Below are 14,142 nucleotides of genomic sequence, written 5' to 3'. Positions count from 1 at the left end.
GATGCGTCGAGAGAAATCGATTTTTGCGTAAGAAATCTGTTTGCCTGCTTTACATCGATCCATCACCGGCGCTATCCCTCCTTCCACGGGAGAAGCTCATGAGCGTGTTCGATCTGCTGCAAAGGCCTGCCGGCAAGGCGACGATCGCCCATCGGATCGAGGCGGTCCTGCGTGAGGATATTCTGCATGGAACGCTCGCGCCGGGTTCGCGCCTGAACCTCGACAGCCTGCGCACCCAGATGGATGTGGGCCTGTCGCCTTTGCGCGAGGCGGTGACCCGGCTCGTCGCCGAAGGCTTGATCGAGGTCGCGGCACAGAAGGGCTACACGGTCGCCCCGATCTCGCTCGCCAATCTCAACGAGGTCTCGGCGCTGCGTGTGGAGCTCGAACCCTATGCTCTGCGCAAATCGATCGAGAATGGCGGGCTGGATTGGGAGGCGGACGTCATGGGCGCCCTGCATCGCCTGAACAAGACCGACCGCATTCCGGGCGATCCCGGCAGTCTTTCGGAGTGGGAAAGCGCGAACAACGCCTTCCACCTGACCCTGATCAAGCGCTGCGACATGCCGCTGCTTCTCAAAATCCACCATTCGCTCGTCAGCATGAACGACCGATATCGCCATATCTATCTCAAGGCGGTGCGGATTCAGCGCGAAGTGATCGAGGAGCACACCGCCATCGCCGAGGCCGCCGTGGCGCGCCAGGCGGATCGGGCGGCCAGCCTGTTGACGGGCCATATCGAGCGCTCGACGAACAATCTGCGGCACCTCATCGCCGCCGCCCTGCCGAAGGACGCGTCATGAACCGTCCTCTCGGCCTCGGCCATTTCACCTTTCTGTCCCTGCCCCCGGCGGATCTGGTGCGGCTTGCCCGCGCCGCCGGTTTCAATTTCGTCGGGCTTCGCTTTCATCCCGTCGCGCCGGGCGCGCTTCACTGGCTGCCGGACGCGGCCGGGCAAAGAGAGCTTCAGCGCGTCATGGCGGGCGAGGATATCGGCCTTTACGATATCGAGACCGTGGTGATCGACGAAGATCTTCGACCCGAGACCCTGATCCCGGCGATGGACGCGGCGGCGGCCTTGGGCGGTGAGCGCATCAACACCTGCGCCGATCGCTTCGAGCGCCTGCCCGAACGCTTCGCGCAACTCTGCGACCTCGCGGCCCAGCGCGGCCTTGGCGTCGACATCGAATGCATGGCCTGGCGCGGGATCGACAGCCCCAAGGCCTGCCTCGACCTGATCGAAGAGAGCGGCGCGGCCAATGCCGGCTATCTGGTCGACGCGCTGCATCATAGTCGCTGCGGCGGAACGCCCGCCGAGATCGCCGCCATGGCGCCGGAGCGCATCGTCTCCGCGCAGCTCTGCGACGCGCCGGATCGGGCCCCGACCGGCACCGAGGCCCTCATCACCGAGGCGCGGGGCGAGCGGCTGATCCCAGGCGAGGGCGCCCTGCCGCTGGCCGATCTTCTCGGCGCCTTGCCGGCTCACACGGTCCTCTCGATCGAACTGCCATCGACCTTGGACGCGCGGCCGCCGCTGGAGCGGGCACGGGCGATCCACCAGGCGACCATGGCGCTACTGAAAAAGGTGCAGGAATGAAGACGATCCTCGTTCTGAACGGGCCGAACCTCAATCTTCTCGGCCAGCGTCAGCCCGAGACCTATGGCCGCGAGACGCTGGCGGATGTCGAGCGCATCTGCCGGGCCGCCTGCGCCGAGGGCTACGCAATAGAGTTGCAGCAATCGAACCACGAGGGTCAGATCATCGACTGGATCCACGCGGCGCGGGAAACCACTTGCGGCATCGTCATCAATCCAGCCGCGTTCACTCACACCTCCGTTGCCATCCTCGACGCCTTGAACACCTATGATCCGCCCGTGATCGAGGTCCATATCAGCCAGGTCCATAAGCGCGAGGCCTTCCGCCATCATTCCTATGTCTCGCACCGGGCGGATGGCGTGATCGCGGGGCTCGGGACCGAGGGCTATGCCGCCGCCGTGCGCCGCATCTGCCAGCTCGGATGGACCCGGCCCGCCCCGATCGAGGGAGCCCCCGCATGACGATCATCGCGAACGAGGCCGCGGTGACCCCGGCGGTCCTGAAGGTGATGGAAGAGACCACCGATCCGCGCCTGCGCGAGATCATGATCAGCCTCGTCACCCATTTGCACGGCTTCATCCGCGAGGTCGGCCTGACGGAAGAAGAGTTTCAGCAGGCGACGAAGATCCTCAACACGATGGGGCAGCAGACCGATGAGCGGCACAACGAATTCGTGTTGATGGCGGGTTCGCTCGGGGTCTCCACCCTGGTTTGCCTGTTGAACAATGGCGATCACGGCGCCACCGAGACGACGCAATCCCTGCTCGGCCCCTTCTGGCGGATGAACCAGCCGCTCACCGAAAATGGCGGCTCGATCCTGCGCTCGCCGACGCCGGGCCCTCGGCTGGACGGTCATTTCACCTTTGTCGACCAGCAAGGTCAGCCGATCGAGGGACTGGAGGTGGACATCTGGCACGCCTCCCCGGTCGGGCTCTATGAGAACCAGGACGAGAGCCAGGCCGAATACAATCTGCGCGGCAAGTTTTTGACCGGGCCGGACGGCGTCGTGCGCTTTTCCTCTGTCAAGCCCATCGGCTATCCGATCCCGACCGATACGACCGTCGGAAAGCTGCTCGACGCGCAGAACCGCCATCCCTACCGCCCCGCCCATATCCATGTCCTGGCCCACAAGCCGGGGTTCAAGACGCTGATCAACCAGACCTATGTGGACGAGACGGAGACGCTGACATCGGACGTCCAGTTCGGCGTGACCGCCGCCCTCATCGGCAAATTGGACAAGCATAGCGAGCCGCACCCGGCGGCGGGCGATATCGGCGAGTGGTACAGCCTCGAACACAGATTGACGCTCGAGCCGGGCGCGTCGCGCCTGCCGATCCCCCCGATCAAATGAGGTCGCCATGTTGAGCGAGACCGAACGACAGAGCGCCGCCGAGGCGATCCTCGAAGCGGAGCGGACGCGGAAAGTGTGTCCCCAGCCTTCGCGGACATGGCCGGCCATGACGCTCGAGGATGCCTATGACGTCCAGCGCCGCTGGGCCGAGGCGCGCAGCGCGCAAGGGGCTTCCATCGTCGGCCGTAAGATCGGCCTGACCAGCCGCGCGATGCAGCAGGCCTCCAAGATGACCGAGCCCGATTACGGCGTCATCCTGGACGACGCGCTGTATTATGACGGGGCCCGCATCAAGGCCGGCACCTTCATCAAGCCCCGGCTCGAGGTGGAGCTCGCCTTCGTCATGGGCGAGGATCTCGCCGGCGCGGGCTGTCAGGTCCACGACGTGTTGCGCGCCACCGAATTCGTCCAGCCCGCGCTGGAGGTCATCGACTATCGCACCGAGACGCCGCGACAGATCGTCGACACCATCGCCGACAATGCCGCCTTCGGCGCGATCATTCTCGGAGGGCGCACCATTCGCCCCTTCGACGTGGATCTGCGCTGGGTCGCCGCAACGCTCTCCCAGAACGGGGTCATCGAGGAATCGGGCGTCTCGGCCGCCGTGATGGGCCATCCCGCGGCGGGCCTCGCCTGGCTGGTGAACAAGCTGGCGCCCTTGGGCGGCGGACTGAAGAAGGGCGACATCGTGCTCGGCGGCTCCTTCACGCGGCCGGTCGATATCGCCTCGGGCGACGTCATCTTCGCCGATTTCGGGCCGCTCGGCTCGATTGGCGTCGGGTTCGAATGAGGCGCTGGATGATCGATCGAAAGCCATGGGAGCGAGGCTGATGGACCTGCCGACAAACATCTTCAAGGCGGCGCTCAAGGAGGGACGGGCCCAGATTGGGCTTTGGAGCACCTTCGCGGACGCGTCCGTCGCCGAACTTCTAGCCGGCTGCGGCTATGACTGGATCATGTTCGACACCGAACACTCCCCTTCCGGTCCCCCCGAAGTCATCGCGCTCCTGCGCGCGGTCGCGCCCTATCCCGTGACGGCGGTGGTGCGTCCCGGCTGGAACAATCCGGTCGAGATCAAGAAGCTTCTAGATGCCGGGGCGCAGACGCTGCTGATCCCCTATATCCAGAACGCGGACGAAGCGCGCGCGGCCGTCTCGGCTGTCACCTATCCGCCCAAGGGCATTCGCGGCGTCTCCGGCAGCACCCGTGCCACCCGCTATGGCGCCGTCGCCGACTATGCCAAGCGCGCCAATGAAGAGATCTGTCTTCTCCTCCAGGTCGAAACGCGCGAGGCGCTGGACCATCTTGAGGACATCGCAAGCGTCGAGGGCGTCGACGGCGTCTTCTTTGGGCCGGCAGACCTTGCCGCGAGCTTCGGCTATCCCGGCCAACCCTCCCATCCACAGGTCAAGGCCGCGATCCTCGACGGTATCCGAACGCTGAAGAAGCGCTCCGTTCCCGCCGGCATCCTGTCGCTCGACCAGGACTTCCTCAGAGACGCCCGAGAGGCCGGCGCCACCTTCATCGCCGTCGACCTGGACAGCAGCCTCCTGCGCCGCTCGGCCATGGCGCGCAGGGCCGAATGGATGTGAAACGCTGCCCGACGGATTCAGTCGGGCCCGCTATCAAAGCCCGCGCGGCGCTTGAGCAGCTTTAAAAATCCGTAATGCAGAACGATCGAACGGATGTCGTCTGACGCGCCGGGTTGTCGAAAAGCCGGTATCCCGTTTTTTCGCCAACTCGGCGGGGCTACGGCTCCCTTTCACCCGCATCGCGTGGCCGCAAAAGGAGTTGCGTCAGAGCTTCGCCGATTCTTGCCGAAACGGTCTCGGTCGGCTGATCCGGCGACAACCTTGCCAGCGCGGAAGCCATGCGATCCGGCTGACTCAAGGCCGAGTTCAAAATGACGAAGACCACTGCCGGGTCGGTAATCGCGATGAGTTTCGCGTCGATCCCTTGCTGGATCAGCGGTCGTGCCGCCTCGAACAGCGGCCGCAGCAGGCGTTCGGCTATGATGTCGCCCCGGGGTGGCGGCTCTAGGCTGCCGCGGGCGATGAAGCCTCGCAGATCGGGGTTCTGATCGTAATGCGCCGCGGTCATGCCGATTGCGAGTTCCAGCCGGCCTCGCAGGCGCATCTCCTCATATTCCGATAAGGCGGCGAGCGCAGCTATTTTCGGCTCCAGCATCTGCGCGAAAGCTTCGACGCAGGCGTGCCACAACCCCTCCTTATTGCCGAAATGCACGGCAACCAGATTGGGCGCGACCTTCGCTGCCGCGGCGATCGCGCGAAGACCCGCCGCTTCATACCCATGGTGCGCGAAAGAGCGCGTTGCCGCAAGGATCAGCGCGTCGCGCCCCCCTTGAGCATCGGCCGCGCGACGCCCTCGCCGAGAGGGATCGCCATCTTGACTCATCTTGACCTCCAAGCGGATATGTACGATCGAACATATTTTATGGCATTTCGGCCATCAGCGATCTGATTGAAGGGACCAAGACAATGCGCGCCTTTATCACCCGCCGTGCCGCTCTCCACAAGCTGTCTGTCCTCACCATCGTAACGCTCGGCGCATGCGGCAACCGGATCGACCCGAATTCGACCGACGAGCAGCTGACTGGAGTGCTCGACGAAACGGTCGCGGACGCCTTTTTATATGCTTTCGGCCCCTATGAATTTGCCCGCTCGATGCAGGCGCTGTCAGGCCAGATCAGTGTTGGCGATACGCTCGTTTCAAAAAGCGCGCTGGCCGATGCGGCACGGCGGGCGGGCGGCGCGAAGGTGCTGATCAACCGCCATATCCATGTCCGAGATCTTGCCGACGAGCGTATCCGGTCCGTCACCGCCCCCAACAATGATACTCTGTACACCTCCGCTGTGCTTGAATTGTCGCGAACACCCGTCCGTGTGAGGCTACCGGATAGCGGCGGGCGATATCTGTCCGTCGCATTGATGGACATGTTCACCGATCAGCGCATGATCGCGCATGCGGAGAACGGCGGCACCTATCTGATCGTTGGGCCGGACAGCCCTGTGCGGGACGGACCATCGATTATTCGCATGCCCTCCAACGATGCCTGGCTCCTGGCGCGCGTCTTCGTCGCCGGGGCCGACGATCTGACTGCAGCGCGCAAGGTGCAGACCGGCATTTCGGTCGAACCCGTCGATGGTGATGTGGAACCGCGCCTTTTCACGACGCTGGCGCCGCCGGAGATGGATCCGCGCAGCTTCCTGGCGCTCACCAACGAGGTCTTGGGACGTTCGCCCCGCCATCCTCAGGTGGCGCGTTCGCGCGAATTTACCGATAAGGGGATCGTGCCGGGACGCCTCGAAGCCTGGAGCAGCTTGTCCATCCGCGCTCGCGCCGCATGGCGCGCCTGGTTGCCCCGCGCCTTGCCGGTGTTGCGCAAGGGCTTGTCAAAAACGCAGGACAAGCCCGGATGGAATGCCCCGCCGAAAATCTTGGGCGATTACGGCGAGAACGACCTGGTCCGCGCGGCGATCGCCCTGATCGGGTTTGGCGCCCTGCGGACACGGGATGCCCGCTATTTCCGCACCGAAACCGACGCCTCGGGAAAGGCGCTGACCGGCTCGGCAACCTATCGGATGGTGATCCCCCCCGAAGGCGTGCCAGTGGACGCCTTCTGGTCGCTCAGCGTCTACGAACCCGACGCCGATGGTCGCCTTTTCTTCTTCAAGGTGCCGATCGATCGGCACTCCATCAATTCCGGATCGTCCGATCTGCGCCGCCGCTCTGACGGTTCGATCGTCCTTCAACTGTCGCGAACCCGCCCGAGCCGATCGGATGTGGTTTGGGTGCCGACGCCGGAAGGCAAATTCGAAGCGATCTTTAGAACCTATGAACCGCGGGAGCCCGTCATCGACGACCGTTGGACGGTTCCGCCATTGCGGCAGGTCGTCGAGGGTGAAATGCAATAGATCGGACTCGCGATTTCGCTATACGTCTTTGTTTGGCGGCACGATGTTGTCCGAAAAGTCATGCAACCTGTCGGCATCATGTCTGCCGCCGCGCTCGGCGGCGATCTGACGATCCGCCCGCCCCTCGACCCCATGGGTCATGATCTCTCACCATCGCGCAATGCGGCTCAAACACGGGTGAAAATAGGCTTCGTGAGCCGGAGCAAACGGCAGACAGGCTTCAGCTCCGCAGGCCGGGCGCCTCCTGGCCGGTGTGATCGACATATTCGCGATAGCCGCCGCCATAGAGATGGGGTCCCTCCGGGGTCAGCTCCAGGACGCGGTTGGATAGGGCCGACAGGAAATGGCGGTCGTGGCCGACGAAGAGCATGGCACCTTCGAAGCGCGACAAGGCCTCGACCAGCATCTGCTTGGTGGCGATGTCGAGATGGTTGGTCGGCTCGTCGAGCAGCATGATGTCCTGGCCTGCCCCGACCGGGTGGCCCGAGGTAAGTCTTAGTGCAGGGTTGGCCTCGGCGCCACAGTTGGCGTAGCCGGCGACGCCGGTCCGTTGAGCAGCGCTGGCCATTGCACGGCCTGGGGTGCGGGTGGCCGGTAGCCGAGCGATGAGTGCGGACGCGCCGTGTTGTCGTGGCGTCGCCACTTCTCGATCACGACCTTGGCTTCTGCGAGCGAGTAGAAGATCTCACCGTTCAGAAGCTCGTCACGGAGCTTGGAATTGAAGCTCTCGCAATAGCCGTTCTCCCATGGACATCCAGGCTCGATGAACGCTGTCCTTGCACCGACGGCCACGATCCATTCCCTGACTGCTTTCGCGATGAACTCAGGACCATTTTTCGATCGTACATGCCCGGGTGAACTCGTCGATGACATTTAGCATGCGGAACTTCCTTCCGTCGTGGGTCCGGCTCTCGACGAAGTCGTAGGACCAGACATGATCAGTATACTCTGGCCGCAGGCGGACGCACGATCCGTCGTTCAGCCAGAGCCGACCTTTCTTCGGCTGCTTCTGCTGAACCTTAAGCCCTTCCCGACGCCAGATCCGCTCGACGCGTTTGACATTCACCGTCCAGCCTTCGCTCTTCAGCAAGGCCGCGATCCGGCGGTAGCCGTACCGGCCGTACTCGTTGGCAAGCCGGATGATGTCCGCAGTCAACGCCTCTTCGTCGGCTCGCCCGCTCGACTTCTTGCGCTGCGTCGATCAATGCTGGCCGAGAACCCGGCACGCCATGCGTTCCGACACGCCGAACTTCGAGACGACATGGTCGACGCACTGCCGGCGCCGGGAAGGGCTCAGAAGTTTCCTGACGCAGCCTCGCTGAGGATCAGCTTCTCGAGTGTGAGATCGGAAACCGCTTTGAGCAGCCGCTCGTTCTCCTTCTCCAGATCCTTCAGGCGTTTCACCTGACTGCCCTTCAGACCGCCGTACTCCTTGCGCCAGCGATAATAGGTGAACTGGGTGACGCCGATCGCGCGGACCGCCTCCGCCACGCTTCGGCCCTGCGAAACCAGGACATCGACCTGGCGTAGCTTCGCGACGATCTCTTCAGGTTTGTGCTTCTTGTTCGGCATGCTCTCGTCCTCCGATGGTCTCAAAACCATACTTCATGGAGGACCACTTTCGTGGGGGCAGACCAAGGAGATCGGGACGGCGCCCATATGGCCGCGTGATTGGACCCACCGGTTTTCGGGCTCTTTTCGGCGGAGTGCTTTGCCCCTTGCCCTATCGCGTGGCGCCGAGGAGAAGCAGGGCGCGCTTGGCGCCCTCGCCATCGGCGACGAAGGCCGCGCCGGCGGCGTCGAAACGGTCCGACAGGATCATTGGTGCAAATTGCGGGTTGTCGAGCCATTGCTCGCGGAAATGCCGCAGATCGGCATGGGTGATGTCGGCGCCGCAGCCGCCGCACCCGGCCGAGGTCACCTGCAAGGCGCCAAAATCGCGGTGCGCCCTGTCGGGCAGACTGGCGAAGATGTCGCTCCGGCCGTTCTGTGCCAGAAGGTCCGCGTCCTCGCCCGGCAGGAGATCGCGGGCCGCCTCCGCCAGAGCTTCGTTCGCGGCCAATCCGTCCAGTCCTTGGCGCTCGCGCGCCCGGTTGAGCATCTCGACCATCGTCTTCGATCGCTCGGCCTCGAGGATCGGTTCGGCCGTCTCATCCGGCCCGAGTTCCGGCGAGGTGCCGGGCCCGGCGAAGGTCTGGACGGCGAAGATCTGGCCCGCCTCCCCCGCGATCCCGAAACCGAAATGCTCCAGGCCCCGGCTGAGTATATTCTCGCGATGGGGCGGGCTGTTCATCCAGCCCTCCTCGAAGGCTTCGACGCGCTCGGTATCCGGCGGCACATCGCAACCGGTGCAGCGGGCGATGTTTTCCCGCACGATCTTGGCGCGGCTCCCGCCTTGGTCGAGGTAACGGTCCTGAGGCCCGACGCCCGACGGCGAGACATGGGCGTAATAATCGTTCTCCACCATATCCTCGGCATGGGACTGAGCCGCCGCGTTCAGCGCATCGCCCAGCGTCAGGGGCGGCAGATCGTGGGCGGCGCGGTCTTCGTTCACCTGCGCCAACGCCTTGTCACGCAAGGCGTCGAGATCCCCCGCCTCCTGCGCGCCCGCGCCGCCCGCAAGGACGAGAGCGAGGCTCAGCGTAACGGCTCCGATCGCGCCACGTGCTAGGAATAGGAAAATATTCTTCTTTTCTGAAGGCCGTCCTTCGGTGATCGGCATGGTGGCGAACTCCTGTCCCGTTGCTCTTCCTCGCCGTCTCTCATGCGAAATCCGTCTGATCGCTTCGCAATGCGGATTCTTAAAGCCGCTCAGGCGCCGCGCGGGCTGTGATACCGAGCCCGATTGAGTCAGTCGGGGACCGTATCATCCCCGAACGGCCAGCGACCCGCGCCCCTTTTTGGGGGCGCGAGCCTTAAGCGTCATCACGCTCGTCTGGACCGTCCGGGTCAGACGTCGACCAGATCGTCGAGCCGGATGGGAATGCGGCGCAATCGCTTGCCCGTTGCGTGATGGACCGCATTGGCGATCGAGGCGGCGACACCCACAATGCCGATCTCGCCGATGCCCTTGACGCCGGCGGGGTTCACCTTGTCGTCCACCTCCGGCACGATGATCGCATCCATGTTGGGAACGTCGGCATTCACCGGCACGAGATATTCGGAGATGTTGTCGTTCATATAGGCACCGGTGCGCGGATCGACCTCGGCGACCTCGTGCAGAGCGTGGCCGATGCCCCAGACCATGCCGCCGAGATACTGGCTCTTGGCCGTCTTGGCATTCATGATCCGCCCGGCGGCAAAGGCCCCGGTCATGCGCGGCACCCGGATTTCGCGGGTGTATTTGTTGATCCGCACCTCGGAGAAGATCGCGCCGAAGGCGAAAGCGGTATAATCCTCCTCCGGTCCGCCGACGATCTTGACCTTGCCGTTATAGAGCGTCTTCGGCGCGTCCTTCTTGGCGCCGGGCGGCGTCCATTCGGCGTATTCCTCGATGCCCGCCTGGCCGAAGCGATCGAAGGCGGCGGCAAGATCGGTGTCCGAACCCTTCTCGATCCCGAGCCGATTGCGGATGCGCTCGCAGGCGATCATGATCGCCGAGACGTTGGAGGCGGTGGTGATCGAGCCGCCGGCGATCGTGCCGGGCGGCAGGCGGGAATCGCCGAGTTCGACCCGCACCTGGGAGGGCTCGATGCCGAGTTCCTCGGCCACCGCCTGGGTCAGCACCGTATAGGCGCCTGTGCCGAGATCATGGCTTGCAACCTGCAGCCGCGCCTCGCCGGTCACGTCGAGATGGATGCGCACCGTGCAGGGCGACATCTGCGTCGGATAGGTGGAGGTCGCAACGCCCCAGCCGATCAGCCATTCGTCTTCGTTCATCGAGCCGATTTCGGGCGTATAGTTCGACCAGCCAAAAGCCTCGCCGCCCTGACGGAAGCACTCTTTCAGCGAGCGCGAGGTGTAGGGCACGCCGTCCACCGGATCGACCATGGTGTCGTTCTTGATGCGGAGTTCGACCGGATCCATGGAGAGCTCGCGGGCGATCTCGTCGACGGCCGATTCCAACCCGAAGAAATAGGGCGTCTCAGCCGGGGCCCGCATGAAGCCCGGCGTCTGGCGATCGGCGTGAATGGTGGCCAGCTCGGTGCGGATCGCGTCGGCCTGATACATGCGCACGGTCGCTTCCTGACCGTTGACGAAATAATTGTCGGCCCGCGAGGTCAGCTCTTCGCCGGCATGTTCCAGCGCCTGAAACCGGCCGTCCTCGCCGGCCCCCAGGCGAACCCGCTGCCGGGTCTCGGCCCGGAAGGAGGCGGTGGTGAAACCCTGTTCGCGGGTGACATAGAGCTTCACCGGGCGGCCAAGCTCGCGCGAGGCGGCCGCGATCAGCGAGACCCAGGTGAACAGCGAACCCTTGCCGCCGAAGCCGCCGCCGACAAAAGGGCAGACGATTTCGATATTGGCTTCGTCGATGCCGAGCTCCTCGGCAAGCCCGATCTGGAACCCCTTCACCCACTGGCTCGGCACATAGACGGTCAGCTTGTCGCCCACCCAATGGGCCGTGGTCGCGAAAAGCTCCATGGCGTTGTGGACATTGGGCGCCGTCTCGTAATCCGAGGCGATCTTGACCGGCGCGGCCTCGAACGCGCTCGTAAAGTCGCCCTTGGTGATCGTCTTGTCGGGCATATCCTGCCGCTCGACGCCATCGGCCCCGAAGACGGCGGCCGGATCGCTTGTCTCATAGTCGAAGGAGAGCGCGGCGGCCGCTTCCCGCGCGGCGAGGATCGTTTCGGCGACGACGAGGCCCACCGTCTCGCCATAAAAGCGCACATCCGGCTCGGCGAAGGGCTCCCAGCTCTGCTGGGCCTGGCCGCCGGCGGCGAAGAATTTCGCCGATCCGCTGTCGAGCTTGTTGGCATGGCTGTAGATGGCGCGCACGCCCTTCACCTTGCGCGCCGCTTCGTCCTTGATGGCGGTGATGCGTCCCTTGCCGACCGTCGAGATGACGAGATGGGCATAGAGCGGATTGGGCACGGCGAAGTCGGCGGCATAGCGCGCCTGGCCGGTCACCTTGAGCGGCCCGTCGACCCGGCTCAGCGCCGCGCCGACATTGCCGTTCTCGGCCGCGCGCTCGGCGCTTTCCACCTTGTCCTGGGTCTCGATGTCCATGGTGGGCGTTGCTTCGAAAGTCATCCTGTCGTCGGCCATCAGTTGGCTCCTTCCGACTGTCCGGCGGAACCGGAGACATCCTTGCGCGCGGCATCGAAGATCGCTTTCGCGACGACCTGCCGCCCGAGCGGGATCTTGAAGGCGTTGTGCTCGTAGCCTTGGGCGCTTTCGAAGGCGATGCGCCCGGCTTGAAGCCCGGTCTCCTCGCTCACCGTCTTGCCTTTCAGAAAGTCTTCCGCCTCCCGCGCCCGCCAGGGCACGGTGGCGACGCCACCGAGACCGATCCGCGCCTCGCGGATCGTCTCGCCGTCGAGATCGAGGGCGACGGCGGCGGAGGCGAGCGCGAAGGCATAGGATTCCCGGTCGCGCGCCTTCACATAGACCGACCGGCGCGCCCAATCGGGCAGGCGAAAGCGATAGCCGGTGATCAGCTCGTCATCGGCAAGCACCGTCTCGCGCTCGGGGTGATCCTCGGGCAGGACATGCAGGTCCTCAAGCTCGATCTGGCGCGGGCCTTCCGCGGCGCGATGGGTCTCGACCGTCGTATCAAACAGGATCAGCGCATTGGCGAAGTCGCCGGCATAGGTCGCGATGCAGCTTTCCGACGTGCCGAGCACGGCGAGGAGGCGGTTGATGCCGCCGATCGCCGCGCAGCCGGAGCCCGGATCGCGCTTGTTGCAGGGGCTGACATTGTCGCGGAAATAGGGGCAGCGCGTGCGCTGAAGGATGTTTCCGCCGAGCGTCGCCACATTGCGCAGCTGCGGGCTCGCCGCCTTCCAGAGCGCGTCGGAGAGAACTGGTGCGCGGTCGAGAAAGATCGGATGGCTGGCGGCCTCGGCCATGGTGACCCGGGCGCCGACGCGGACCTCGCCATCGGCCTCCTCGATCCCGTCGAGGCTCAGATTCTTGATGTCGGTGACGCTTGGCGGCGTGGCCACACTGAGCTTCATGAGGTCGATCAGCGTCGTGCCGCCGGCAAGGAACGCCCCGCCCTGGCCAGGGACACCCATGGGCTCGACCGCCTCGACGGCGGCATCGACGGAGCTTGGTGCTTGGTAGCGGAAGGGCTTCACGACTGACCTCCGACTTCGCTTGAGTGCGTCGCCTCGCGGGCCTCCATGATGGCCTCGGTAATGCCCTTATAGGCTCCGCAACGGCAGAGATTTCCGGACATATATTCGCGGATCTCGGCCTCGCTCGTGGCATGGCCCTCCTTCACGCAGCCGATCGCCGAGACGATCTGGCCCGGCGTGCAATAGCCGCATTGAAAGCCGTCATGTTCGAGAAAGGCCGCCTGCATCGGATGAAGCTCACCCTCGGCGCTCGCCACCCCTTCGATCGTGGTGATGCGGGCGCCATCGGCCATGGCCGCGAGCGTCAGACAGGAATTGATGCGCGTGCCGTTCATCAGAACGGTGCAGGCGCCGCATTGGCCGTGATTGCAGCCGACCTTGGTGCCGGTGAGGTCGAGTTCCTCCCGCAGAAGGTCGAGAAGGCTGGTGCGCGTGTCGAGACGGCGCTCATAGGTGACGCCATTGATGACGAGGCTGACATCGACGCTCTCGCCGCCGGCATCGTCCACCTCCTGGGCAATCGCCTGGCGCGCCGCGCCGGCAACGCCGGCGAGCGCCGAAGCGCCGGCGGTCGCGGTTCCGCCGAGAAAGCTCCGCCGGGTGACCGCCATGCCGCCCCCGTCCTCTCTGCCCTTCGATGGTCGATGATGGCCCATGATCTCCATCCCTTGCTGGACAGGTGGCGCAAGGCACGAAAAGCCCCGCCCCCGTCTTGATCAAAACAGGGCTAACCCCTTGGCGGGGAAATCCTTTGAATGTTCGGAAAAGAGCTAGTCCGAAGCGGACGGGTGCAAACCTGTAACGGTTCTAAAACTCCTTAGCCTGGTATCGATGACCGATCGTCGAGCCTCTCATGCTGCCGAAAGGGCCGGGATCCGCCAGCGGGCGAAGTGGCCTCCAAGCCCAGCCTTGACCGGTCGTGAAGCGTCCGGCAGCCCGAGCCGATCTGAACACGCCGAGCGGCTCGCTTAAGGCCGAGCGACTTGACTCGACTCGGCGGCTTTGCCAACGCTGCTA

General features: G+C 64.6%; 12 protein-coding genes and 2 pseudogenes. 7 read left to right on the top strand and 7 right to left on the bottom strand.

All coding sequences use genetic code 11. The annotated features are described in order from the left end of the window. Window positions 1–98 precede the first annotated feature (98 nt). From B9A15_RS23075 to B9A15_RS20435, 6 genes are read left to right on the top strand one after another with little or no spacing between them, the layout of a single operon-like run. Window positions 99–803, top strand: coding sequence for a GntR family transcriptional regulator (locus tag B9A15_RS23075; protein WP_170923385.1), 705 nt, complete (start codon window positions 99–101; stop codon window positions 801–803). Next, a complete protein-coding gene (locus tag B9A15_RS20455; protein WP_084412514.1) occupies window positions 800–1,597 on the top strand; it encodes a sugar phosphate isomerase/epimerase family protein in 798 nt (265 codons plus the stop codon). The genes B9A15_RS23075 and B9A15_RS20455 overlap by 4 nt, the downstream gene beginning before the upstream one ends. Further along, window positions 1,594–2,058, top strand: coding sequence for a type II 3-dehydroquinate dehydratase (aroQ, locus tag B9A15_RS20450; protein ID WP_084412512.1), 465 nt, complete (start codon window positions 1,594–1,596; stop codon window positions 2,056–2,058). Before B9A15_RS20455 ends, aroQ begins: the two co-directional genes overlap by 4 nt. Beyond that, window positions 2,055–2,948: a dioxygenase family protein gene (locus tag B9A15_RS20445; RefSeq protein WP_084412510.1), complete on the top strand. Its 894-nt coding sequence runs from the start codon at window positions 2,055–2,057 to the stop codon at window positions 2,946–2,948. Before aroQ ends, B9A15_RS20445 begins: the two co-directional genes overlap by 4 nt. A gap of 7 nt (window positions 2,949–2,955) precedes the next feature. Further along, window positions 2,956–3,738 carry a fumarylacetoacetate hydrolase family protein gene (locus tag B9A15_RS20440; RefSeq protein ID WP_084412508.1) on the top strand — a complete coding sequence of 261 codons (783 nt, stop codon included), beginning with the start codon at window positions 2,956–2,958 and terminating at the stop codon, window positions 3,736–3,738. A 40-nt stretch (window positions 3,739–3,778) separates the two neighbouring features. After that, entirely contained in the window at window positions 3,779–4,540 is a 762-nt protein-coding gene (locus B9A15_RS20435) for an HpcH/HpaI aldolase family protein (RefSeq protein ID WP_084412555.1), read from the top strand. A gap of 157 nt (window positions 4,541–4,697) precedes the next feature. Here B9A15_RS20435 and B9A15_RS20430 read toward each other — a convergent pair whose 3' ends face one another. Further along, window positions 4,698–5,363: a TetR/AcrR family transcriptional regulator gene (locus B9A15_RS20430; RefSeq protein WP_084412553.1), complete on the bottom strand. Its 666-nt coding sequence runs from the start codon at window positions 5,361–5,363 to the stop codon at window positions 4,698–4,700. A gap of 83 nt (window positions 5,364–5,446) precedes the next feature. On the opposite strand from B9A15_RS20430, the gene B9A15_RS20425 reads away from it, so the two are divergent. After that, window positions 5,447–6,883 (top strand): DUF1254 domain-containing protein, encoded by a 1,437-nt coding sequence (locus B9A15_RS20425; RefSeq protein WP_084412506.1) that lies wholly within the window; start codon window positions 5,447–5,449, stop codon window positions 6,881–6,883. Window positions 6,884–7,103: 220 nt separating this feature from the next. Here B9A15_RS20425 and B9A15_RS20420 read toward each other — a convergent pair. The 6 genes and pseudogenes from B9A15_RS20420 to B9A15_RS20395 form a co-directional block, all read right to left on the bottom strand. Further along, window positions 7,104–7,343 (bottom strand): annotated as a pseudogene (locus B9A15_RS20420) (ABC transporter ATP-binding protein); the annotation flags it as partial. A 35-nt stretch (window positions 7,344–7,378) separates the two neighbouring features. Continuing rightward, window positions 7,379–8,455 (bottom strand): annotated as a pseudogene (locus tag B9A15_RS20415) (IS3 family transposase). A gap of 151 nt (window positions 8,456–8,606) precedes the next feature. Then, complete coding sequence (locus B9A15_RS20410; RefSeq protein WP_084412504.1) at window positions 8,607–9,605, bottom strand: CAP domain-containing protein; 999 nt, start codon at window positions 9,603–9,605, stop codon at window positions 8,607–8,609. A gap of 227 nt (window positions 9,606–9,832) precedes the next feature. Then, window positions 9,833–12,091 (bottom strand): xanthine dehydrogenase family protein molybdopterin-binding subunit, encoded by a 2,259-nt coding sequence (locus B9A15_RS20405; protein WP_210190556.1) that lies wholly within the window; start codon window positions 12,089–12,091, stop codon window positions 9,833–9,835. Beyond that, window positions 12,091–13,125, bottom strand: coding sequence for an FAD binding domain-containing protein (locus B9A15_RS20400; RefSeq protein WP_084412502.1), 1,035 nt, complete (start codon window positions 13,123–13,125; stop codon window positions 12,091–12,093). The genes B9A15_RS20405 and B9A15_RS20400 overlap by 1 nt, the downstream gene beginning before the upstream one ends. Next, window positions 13,122–13,781, bottom strand: coding sequence for a (2Fe-2S)-binding protein (locus tag B9A15_RS20395; protein WP_342170614.1), 660 nt, complete (start codon window positions 13,779–13,781; stop codon window positions 13,122–13,124). Before B9A15_RS20395 ends, B9A15_RS20400 begins: the two co-directional genes overlap by 4 nt. Window positions 13,782–14,142: the final 361 nt, after the last annotated feature.

Source organism: Fulvimarina manganoxydans, assembly GCF_900176465.1.
In the GTDB taxonomy this organism is placed as follows: domain Bacteria; phylum Pseudomonadota; class Alphaproteobacteria; order Rhizobiales; family Rhizobiaceae; genus Fulvimarina; species Fulvimarina manganoxydans.
Note: the sequence above shows the minus strand (reverse complement) of the source record. Positions and strands in the feature narration are given on the sequence as shown.

Excerpts from the sequence above, each read along its gene's own strand:
- B9A15_RS20405 (WP_210190556.1), bottom strand. The coding sequence starts at position 12,091 with ATGGCCGACGACAGGATGACTTTCGAAGCAACGCCCACCATGGACATC.
- B9A15_RS20395 (WP_342170614.1), bottom strand. The coding sequence starts at position 13,781 with ATGGGCCATCATCGACCATCGAAGGGCAGAGAGGACGGGGGCGGCATG.
- aroQ (WP_084412512.1), top strand. The coding sequence starts at position 1,594 with ATGAAGACGATCCTCGTTCTGAACGGGCCGAACCTCAATCTTCTCGGC.
- B9A15_RS23075 (WP_170923385.1), top strand. The coding sequence starts at position 99 with ATGAGCGTGTTCGATCTGCTGCAAAGGCCTGCCGGCAAGGCGACGATC.
- B9A15_RS20445 (WP_084412510.1), top strand. The coding sequence starts at position 2,055 with ATGACGATCATCGCGAACGAGGCCGCGGTGACCCCGGCGGTCCTGAAG.
- B9A15_RS20410 (WP_084412504.1), bottom strand. The coding sequence starts at position 9,605 with ATGCCGATCACCGAAGGACGGCCTTCAGAAAAGAAGAATATTTTCCTA.
- B9A15_RS20425 (WP_084412506.1), top strand. The coding sequence starts at position 5,447 with ATGCGCGCCTTTATCACCCGCCGTGCCGCTCTCCACAAGCTGTCTGTC.
- B9A15_RS20430 (WP_084412553.1), bottom strand. The coding sequence starts at position 5,363 with ATGAGTCAAGATGGCGATCCCTCTCGGCGAGGGCGTCGCGCGGCCGAT.
- B9A15_RS20455 (WP_084412514.1), top strand. The coding sequence starts at position 800 with ATGAACCGTCCTCTCGGCCTCGGCCATTTCACCTTTCTGTCCCTGCCC.
- B9A15_RS20435 (WP_084412555.1), top strand. The coding sequence starts at position 3,779 with ATGGACCTGCCGACAAACATCTTCAAGGCGGCGCTCAAGGAGGGACGG.
- B9A15_RS20440 (WP_084412508.1), top strand. The coding sequence starts at position 2,956 with ATGTTGAGCGAGACCGAACGACAGAGCGCCGCCGAGGCGATCCTCGAA.